Below are 7,095 nucleotides of genomic sequence, written 5' to 3' on the forward strand. Positions count from 1 at the left end.
TTATTATGAAAGCTTATTTATACTTGAACAAGAGAATCTATCAGAACTGCCATCTCAGATCCTAAATCCAATAAACAAAGAGGCATCAAAATGATTCAGATACGTTTTGGCGACAATTTTATTTATTTAGAAACTAACAAGTTAATTCCCTCTAAGGAATTGTTAGAAAATGTAAAGCTAAGTCATAAATATCATCAAATAGTTACCTCAATTGAAAGCTTAGGTATTATTGAACCAATAATAGTGTTCTATGACAAAGATAAAGATGCCATTAAGATACTCGATGGCCATTTGAGGGTTGAGGCTTTAAAAGATTTAGGCATAGAAAAAGCTCCATGTATACTTTCGAGCATAGATGATGCGTTCACTCCTAACAAACAAGTCAATCATATAAATGTAGTTGAAAAACATAGAATGATAATCAAGTCCTTGGCAAAAGTTTCAATTGAAAAACTTAGTGCTGCTTTGGGCATATCTATTGATGCTATAAAAGATAAAGCTAATGTGATGAACGGCATAGATCCAAGTGTAATTGCGAAACTTTCTGATAAACCTATACCTAAGGCTACATTTGATGTTTTGAGGAAAATGAAGCCAATTCGTCAAATTGAAGCAGTCGGTACAATGATTAATTTTGATAATTATAGTAAAAAATTTGCAATGAGCATCTTGGATGCAACACCGGCATCGATGATAGTTAGTAAAGGGAAAAACACTCCCTATAAAAAGGACATAAAAAAAACCATACTTCGTCTGGAACAGGAAATGGCAACAACTTCAGAGGAAACAAAAAAGCTTCAAACCGAGTATGGTTCAGATATGTTGAAATTCGTTATAATCCAATCGTACATTAATAAATTACTTGGCAATTCTAAAGTTCTTCATTGGTTCTTGGAAAACGAAGTTGATTATCTTAATGAGTTAAAAAGAATTTCGAGAATAAATTCTTTGGATGATAAGACTCTTGCTGAAAACAACCAGTCATAGTTATGGTTTTATATAGCCGAAATAAACCAAGAAGTATACTTACACAACCACAAAGGTTTCTCTTAGATATTAGCATAAGTTGGCAGTATAAGCCGTAATCACTCGAACGGGTTAAGGAGGTGAACTTATGGTTAACGGAATGAGATCTATTGCGAGAACGGCCGCAGAGGAGTCTGGCAAGTTTAGGACAGATGTCTTAGAAGCGGCCCTTGCCCACTCGAAGAAAGATGAAATAATTGCAGCTTACAATCGAGCAGAATATCTGGCAGAACGAGTGATTCTCATGCAGTGGTGGAGTGATTATGTCATTGCTCAAAAATTTAAAGCTATTGCGGCATAACAACTTTATAAGGGGTTAAATCTCCCAGCCCCTTATTCCCTCCTAAGACATACTTTCAGTTTTTATATCACTTGCATCTGAACCAAGATATATAGGCTGTAACGAACAAAAGCGATTTTCTGTATGAACTGGCAAACAATATAAGAAATTCGAGTTCAAAGCTGTGGTGTTGTCTGATATGGATATCCCCTTTTTGTCTTGTAACCTCTCTCTGATATCATGTATAAATGTTTCTTTGCACGCGAAGAAACAACATATAAAAGTCTACGGGCAATATAATTTTGATGCTCTGAGCTACAATTTATAATATCATTCCAATTAGGTATTTTTCCATTTAGTAATCCAGTGCAAATGACCACTTCATACTCATCACCTTTTGTCGAATGACAAGTTGTGATTTTAACACCGCTTCTAAAATTGAAAAACAAATGTAATTCATTTGCTTTATAAGCCATATTATACTTTAACATTCTTTTCAATGTGGCATTAATCAAAAGATCCATTTCTTGATAATAGTAGCTATCATTACTTATACTCAAATTAATAGAATGGCAAAATCTCGTTATAACCTCTCTCAACCAAACATCAATTTCACAATTATAATCTACAGATAATAATATTTTATTTATAATCTTCAATATTTTTTTAGGAGACAAAGACTCTGTATATGGTGCAGCAACATTTAATTCCTGAAGGAAATCCCGCAATAGTTTCTGTCTTGTATTAAAATTAGATGGGACCCTCTTAATTAAAAAGAGTTTAACCAAAGCAAGCCAGAGGTTTTCATTGTTTTTAGGTATAGGAGAGATCATGACTCCATCAATTTCTATATCCGGATTAAGAGTAACAATATCATTAGACAGTTTTATCACATCAAACCAACCAGGACACAGAATAGCAATTTCATTTGAAAGCACTCCCTGAGCTAAATGAGTTCTAATAATACCTGATACATAAATAGGAAGTTGAGTAACATCTACCTCGCTTTCTTTAAAAATTACTGAGTTGAAATCCTTATTATCTGAAAGTGAATTAATATCATAATCTTCGTCTTTGTATTTACTATAAAAATCAACAATAGATTGGCTACTACGAAAACACCCTGTTAATTTCATCTCGGTTAGATTATCAAGTTGGAAACAATCAATTAATTCATCTCTATTCTTTACGACAGCCCCCAAACCAGTGTATATAGCTTGCTCTTTATCTCCAATAAAAGTAATCATTGTATTTTTCTTTAATACAATTTGTCTGAGTATCTCATATTGTATAAGAGATGTATCTTGATACTCATCGACTAAAATACACCTTAAAAGTAAAGACAACCTTTCACAAAGTGCATTGTATTTTGTCAACACCCGACAAGACAGATTTAATATCAAATCAAAATCGATTAACTTTTGCTCATACAAATGATTATGATATTCTTTTACAACCAAATATTCTTTGGTCCCACGGGAATAAAGCTGACAAAGGTTAAAATCTAAATCAGTAAAAACTTTATCATTTGCAGATAAGCCATGCTTTTCTTTTAATTCATTTATGAGAAATTCCTTTTCATGCTCATCAATTACACTAAATCCTCGGCAAAGTCTTGGTATCTTATCTACATTAGGTTTTATAATCCAATTCAAACAAAAACTGTGTATTGTTCCAATCCATAATGATTCACTACTTATGCCGAATGACATAATTCGTTCAAGAATCGTATCGGCTGCTATATTTGTATATGTAAGAGCAATTATCTTTTTTTTTTACCTATACAAAATAGTTCTTTATTTTCTAAAATAAAACAAAGTTTAGAAACCAATGTCTTTGTTTTACCTGACCCTGGACATGCCGTTAATAATAAATTCCCGTTGAATTTGACGGCATCCATTTGCTCAGAAGTTAAATTTCTATATGGCATAAACTATAACTCCAACAGTCTTACAAAACTGTCATTGAAGTGTTTCTTATATTCTATCATTTTACTAGAAAAATCCTTTTCGGCATTTATACAGTCAAATTCTTTAACCCCCATTAAAGACATATTGTAATCAAGCATTTTTTGATATATAGGCTCGACATTTCTATCCCGAAGAACAAATTGAATGGCCTGTAAAATATAATCAGGAACACGATTATCAACACTAAGATGCTCTACCATTTCAGTAGCCAACCATCCCTTCCCTATTTTCTTTGCAAACTTTAATACTCTTTTATATCGAACTCTGAGATCAGATGAATTTACATCTGATTCAGCACTTTTAAAACACGCTTCTTTTTTATACTCCGTTTTCATAACTTCTATAAACAAGTTACGATTTTCGTCGTAGCGAACAAGCTCAGTCTCGAAAGTATTTTCCGCGTAATGAACAGTAATAAACTCATTACCTTCAATATATTTATCTAACTCTTCTTTTCTTCGTAATCCATCGTCTTCGGCATCTACCAGAGATTCGACAAAATCCGCATCAAAAATATCATCAGCTACTTTTACATAGGCCGAATCAAGATCGGTGAGAATTGCACATTTTCTTTTCAACCGTTTTTCATGGAAAAGATTAGAAATATGTTTAAAAACAGTGCCATCTACTTTGATAAGACTTATGCCCAACTCATCTAAACTAATTCCTAAAGTTTCTTTTACCATTGCTGGTATTAAAATAAGTTCTGCATCACCTTCTACCAGAATGACACTTTTAGCAAACAAAAGGTCACTACGAATTGCATCAAGATATCGTTCTACGGAAGAAATTTCTTTCGGCGTCAAACCATACGATGGATGATATACATCAGTGAATCCCTTTTGGCGTGATAGTATATTCATTGATGATATTTTTGATACAGAACTAATTTGTGTTGAATGTGTAGAAACAAATACTTGCGTATTTTTAAAATTGAAGTTATCGAAAAGTGTTTTTTGGATATGATTATGAATATGTGCTTCGGGCTCTTCAATTAACAAGAAGTGAGTAATATGCTCTTCACTATCCCTTATTTCTTCGTATTCATATAACTTTAAAGCAAGATAAATTAAGTTTGCTCCACCAAGACTCAGATCATCAATCTTTCCTGAGCCATTGTAATCCAGAGAATCTTCAACTACTAAACCAAGTGATTGAATTAATTCTGTGAAATCCTCTGGAAGTTGTGAGGATACTAATATTTTAGGGGAATAAGTCGAACCTACTGTATTAAGTAATGAAGCAGATATCTTATTACTCAATCTCTCAATTTCAGGTATGACAGAGATTTTACCATTGATCTCTTTAACATTTTCTACAATATCTTTTCTATCATCAATTTGTTTACTTTTTAAAGTAAGTAATTTATACAATGGATTCGTTTTATAATATTTAAGATCTGCAACTACATTCCTAAGTGCTTTGACATAAGTGCAAGCGACTTCGCTGCCTAAGGCAAAGTAAGGAGGTTTCTTAACCCCTAATACAGTAGCATCATCATCATTAGGATTTGAAAAGGAGTAACTATCAAAATCCCCAACTACTTGTTTATAAATTTCGTCATTATTCAAATCAACCTTTGTTCTAACAAAAGCCACGGCTTCATATGTTTCTTTAGAAATAATATGATTAGATACAAATTCAGTAAAAGAATCGGATCTTGCTTCCACATTTTCATCTTCTAATGTTAACTCATACAACTTTTGTCGAATATGGAATTTTGGTCGATATATAAAAGTGTAATTACCTTCCTTTACAGACTTATCATTACCATCATTTACTGTATAGTTGGCAAGGACCTGTTCTTCCTCCGACTCACTTAAATCATCAAAATATAGCGTAATTATGATCCAATGACCAAAAGGTTCGGGTAATCCACGGTAGAAGTCCTCATTAGATAGAACCCTAGAATTCATTGGAAGAGAATCATCTAGAATCAATCTCATAGCATTAAATAAATTTGTTTTTCCCGAAGCATTTTCACCGATAATTGTATTCACTGAGTCTTTAACAAAGTAGAAATTTGAGCTTCGAAAGTTTTTATAGTTTCTAATAGCTAATTTATTGATATACATAGTAATCGATTGGGTCCTTAGCATAGTTTTACTACACATTAGATTACTCCATAGCCACCAGAAGCACAAAGCCATCGAGTTCAAAAGTCTAGTTAAGTCAAGTAAAAGCAAGGTAGTTTACAAGAAAGACTAAAAAAAAAGATATAATATCGTATAGAAATTAGATTATGAAAACCAATATAACGATTAAATCACTTTTAAATCAATAGGTTGCACTCGATAAAAATTAATATTGACGATGCAACATAACTATCGGATATTAAATGAACAAAAAATTTCAGACACATCCTAACAATGATCTTGATACTTACTGACAGTAACGATGTTCATGCAGACATAGTTTCGATGAAACTCGGTGATAACTATTTCCGTTTGAATTTAGATATAGAAGCCCTTAAAGATACCAAAATTAGCTTTGATGGCTCTGAATGGACTATCTCCCAGAACGGAAAAACGATCAAAAATTCATCCATAAAATGTGTTTGGCCAAGGCGGGTATCTGTTCAAGTCAATTCTGGACAACAGCAAGATCAAAGTAATGGTTTCAGATTATGGCGATCTGAATGGAATAAAAGCCTTTTTGGACTATATAATGCATTATCTGAAAGTTGCTGGTTTAACCATGTAAGAGATGCAACTCTCGCTGATAACAAGTATTTTCAACATAAAATAGCTAATGAAGTTGGGCTAAATAATCCAGCGTTTATAACTTCAAACTCCAAACAAGACCTTAAAAATTTCTTAACTACTTATCCTGACTCGGTTGTTAAATTCATGTCGCAAGATATGTATGTCTCTGAATCAGGTGATATATTAGGTCTATATGTCAATAAAATAACTATAGAACAATTAGAAAATTTCTCAAACGATTCAGAAAATCCAATTACTCTTTAAAAATATGTTAATAAAAAATTTGAAGTTAGATACACAGTAATTGAAGATGAACATTTTGCTTGTGCTATAGACTCTCAGCATTCAAACAAGGCAAAAGTAGACTGGCGTAGATACGATATACCTAATACACCGCACTGGAAAATTGATGCACCCACTTCGGTGAAGGAAAAAATAAATTCCTTAATGTCTAAGTTAAACCTTCGATATGGGGCTTTAGATTTCATCGTTGATGAAAATAATGACTGGTGGTTCTTAGAGGTGAATTCTGCTGGTCAATGGTTGTGGATCGAAGATTTATCCGGCATGGATATTTCCGGATCCATTGCAAATTGGTTAACTTCAAATAGCAGGTGAACTATGAATGTATTTGGTTTAAATTTTCTTGAAAAAATGGAATCGGAACAAAAAGTTGATGTTTCAAACTGGGCATGGAAACCTGAGAATAGTGAAGCTCAACGAATCTATGGTTCAGGTATGTCAACGAAATCTCGTGAATCTACTTATGCTGCTGAAAAAGATAGCAGAGAGGATTCAGATCGTCCTAACGAAGGGTTAGCAGCCTAACAATACAGCCAGTGAACATGCTGCTGTTCACTGGTTACTCAAAGGAGTGAGATATGAATTCTAAAGAGATTTTTATTAAACTAATTTATGCTATTTTCTTCACGATTTATGCTTTACTATTTTTCTATATAATTTCTGAAATAATTGGACCATTAAATTATTCTATTTTCTTCTTACCATTTTTTATATCGTTATCTGTATGTTTACTATTTAAGAAAAACTTAAAAAAATTAAAGAACTTCAATGATTTTTGCCTTTTTACTGTATCTAAATACCTTTTCATAAT

The 7,095-nt window shown here is 32.6% G+C and carries 8 protein-coding genes and 1 pseudogene; 6 read left to right on the forward strand and 3 right to left on the reverse strand.

Annotated features, from left to right (window positions below):
* Nucleotides 1–90: 90 nt before the first annotated feature.
* Nucleotides 91–987 (forward strand): ParB/RepB/Spo0J family partition protein, encoded by an 897-nt coding sequence (locus AAC147_RS01935; protein ID WP_047685180.1) that lies wholly within the window; start codon nt 91–93, stop codon nt 985–987.
* A 115-nt stretch (nt 988–1,102) separates the two neighbouring features.
* Nucleotides 1,103–1,327 (forward strand): annotated as a pseudogene (locus AAC147_RS01940) (integrase); the annotation flags it as partial.
* 155 nt (nt 1,328–1,482) lie between these two features.
* On the opposite strand, the gene AAC147_RS01945 reads toward AAC147_RS01940, so the two are convergent.
* Genes AAC147_RS01945 through AAC147_RS01955 form a run of 3 tightly spaced genes read right to left on the reverse strand, consistent with a single transcriptional unit; the run spans nt 1,483 to nt 5,351 of the window.
* Nucleotides 1,483–3,018, reverse strand: coding sequence for a UvrD-helicase domain-containing protein (locus tag AAC147_RS01945; protein WP_231571558.1), 1,536 nt, complete (start codon nt 3,016–3,018; stop codon nt 1,483–1,485).
* 50 nt (nt 3,019–3,068) lie between these two features.
* Nucleotides 3,069–3,236 carry a UvrD-helicase domain-containing protein gene (locus tag AAC147_RS01950; RefSeq protein ID WP_197056415.1) on the reverse strand — a complete coding sequence of 56 codons (168 nt, stop codon included), beginning with the start codon at nt 3,234–3,236 and terminating at the stop codon, nt 3,069–3,071.
* Between the two features lie 3 nt (nt 3,237–3,239).
* On the reverse strand, nt 3,240–5,351 hold the full coding sequence (locus tag AAC147_RS01955) for an AAA family ATPase (RefSeq protein WP_047685191.1): 2,112 nt from the start codon (nt 5,349–5,351) through the stop codon (nt 3,240–3,242).
* A 345-nt stretch (nt 5,352–5,696) separates the two neighbouring features.
* Here AAC147_RS01955 and AAC147_RS01960 point away from each other — a divergent pair, with 345 nt between their 5' ends.
* From AAC147_RS01960 to AAC147_RS01975, 4 genes are all read left to right on the forward strand, one after another.
* On the forward strand, nt 5,697–6,245 hold the full coding sequence (locus AAC147_RS01960; RefSeq protein ID WP_156115419.1) for a hypothetical protein: 549 nt from the start codon (nt 5,697–5,699) through the stop codon (nt 6,243–6,245).
* A 183-nt stretch (nt 6,246–6,428) separates the two neighbouring features.
* The gene (locus AAC147_RS01965; protein WP_156115420.1) at nt 6,429–6,599 is read left to right on the forward strand and encodes a hypothetical protein; all 171 of its coding nucleotides are present in this window, start codon (nt 6,429–6,431) and stop codon (nt 6,597–6,599) included.
* A 3-nt stretch (nt 6,600–6,602) separates the two neighbouring features.
* A complete protein-coding gene (locus AAC147_RS01970) occupies nt 6,603–6,809 on the forward strand; it encodes a hypothetical protein (RefSeq protein ID WP_047685188.1) in 207 nt (68 codons plus the stop codon).
* Between the two features lie 53 nt (nt 6,810–6,862).
* Nucleotides 6,863–7,095: hypothetical protein (locus tag AAC147_RS01975; protein ID WP_231571560.1), on the forward strand; the 233-nt coding region annotated here is incomplete at its 3' end.

Source organism: Xenorhabdus sp. NBAII XenSa04, from assembly GCF_963866145.1.
In the GTDB taxonomy this organism is placed as follows: Bacteria; Pseudomonadota; Gammaproteobacteria; order Enterobacterales; family Enterobacteriaceae; genus Xenorhabdus; species Xenorhabdus indica.

Coding starts and splice junctions, on each gene's coding strand:
- AAC147_RS01935 (WP_047685180.1), top strand. CDS start 91: ATGATTCAGATACGTTTTGGCGACAATTTTATTTATTTAGAAACTAAC.
- AAC147_RS01945 (WP_231571558.1), bottom strand. CDS start 3,018: ATGTCATTCGGCATAAGTAGTGAATCATTATGGATTGGAACAATACAC.
- AAC147_RS01950 (WP_197056415.1), bottom strand. CDS start 3,236: ATGCCATATAGAAATTTAACTTCTGAGCAAATGGATGCCGTCAAATTC.
- AAC147_RS01955 (WP_047685191.1), bottom strand. CDS start 5,351: ATGTATATCAATAAATTAGCTATTAGAAACTATAAAAACTTTCGAAGC.
- AAC147_RS01960 (WP_156115419.1), top strand. CDS start 5,697: ATGAAACTCGGTGATAACTATTTCCGTTTGAATTTAGATATAGAAGCC.
- AAC147_RS01965 (WP_156115420.1), top strand. CDS start 6,429: ATGTCTAAGTTAAACCTTCGATATGGGGCTTTAGATTTCATCGTTGAT.
- AAC147_RS01970 (WP_047685188.1), top strand. CDS start 6,603: ATGAATGTATTTGGTTTAAATTTTCTTGAAAAAATGGAATCGGAACAA.